This window comes from Mesorhizobium sp. M7A.F.Ca.CA.004.06.1.1 (genome assembly GCF_003999135.1).
Taxonomy (GTDB): domain Bacteria; phylum Pseudomonadota; class Alphaproteobacteria; order Rhizobiales; family Rhizobiaceae; genus Mesorhizobium.
On sequence record NZ_RZPQ01001209.1, the window covers coordinates 1 to 1040 of the forward strand.

Sequence of the window (1040 nt, forward strand, 5' to 3'; positions counted from 1 at the left end):
GACCCCCAATAACCGCCGGTAACCTTCTTGGCCGGGCATCCCATGTTGATGTCGATGATGTCGGCGCCCTCACCGGCGGCGATTCTGGCACCTTCGGCCATGTGCATCGCCTCACGGCCTGCCAGCTGAACCATATGGACGGGCAGGCCGGAGTGGCGTATGCGCAGCTTGAAACCGGCCCTGCCCTTGGCAAGCTCGCCGCTGGCAACCATTTCGGATACGACCAGGCCCGCTCCATGCGCGTGGGCACGCTGCCGGAACGGCTCGTCCGTAATCCCCGACATCGGTGCGAGGAACACGCGATTGCGGATTCTCACGCCACCGACATCGAGCGGCGCGGCCAATTTGGTCAAGTTAACCATGCACAAAAACCAAGCATCTTCATTCGTTGCACATTCTCTAGCCAGAACCGGCGCAATGTGCAACGCGGAATGACGCCACATTAAGGCGCAATTGGGAAAATGCCGGCCTTCGGCTTTGGCCGCGACCAAAGCGCCGCGCGTCGCCGAGGACGCGCAAAAGACGCTTTGGAATTTCATACTTAGCGCACGATCTTTCCGAAAACCGATTACACTTTTCGGGATCGTGCGCTAGGACCAAACAGGCATGACTGACGCAAGTGAAAATCACGTTTCGGGTGCGGATGGCAAGGTCGCGGTGGTGATCGTTGCGGCCGGCCGTGGTGCGCGCGCCGGACAGGCCAACGGACCGAAGCAATATCAACACATTGGCGGCTTTGCCGTCATTGCACACACGCTGGACATTTTTCTGGCCCACCCGCGGACGAGCGAGATCGTCGTCGCCATTCATGCCGATGACCATGAGTTGTTCCGGCAGGCGGCGGGCGCCAATGCCGAGCGCGTCACCGCCATCATGGGCGGGGCGACGAGGCAGGAATCCGTTCGGCTCGGCCTGCTTGCCCTTAGAGGCCACGCGCCGGCGCAGGTCCTGATCCATGACGCCGTGCGTCCGTTTGTCGATGCGGACCTGATAGATCGCACCATCGCCGCCATCGGCGAGCGCGAGGGCGCGTTGCCCGC

General features: G+C 62.0%; 2 protein-coding genes. One reads left to right on the forward strand and one right to left on the reverse strand.

The genetic code is table 11. The annotated features are described in order from the left end of the window. Window positions 1-362, reverse strand: a 362-nt coding sequence (locus tag EN906_RS35190) for a tRNA-dihydrouridine synthase (RefSeq protein ID WP_164777658.1), incomplete at its 3' end; no start/stop codon positions are given. Window positions 363-606: 244 nt separating this feature from the next. Here EN906_RS35190 and EN906_RS35195 point away from each other — a divergent pair. Further along, window positions 607-1040: 2-C-methyl-D-erythritol 4-phosphate cytidylyltransferase (locus EN906_RS35195; RefSeq protein ID WP_164777657.1), on the forward strand; the 434-nt coding region annotated here is incomplete at its 3' end.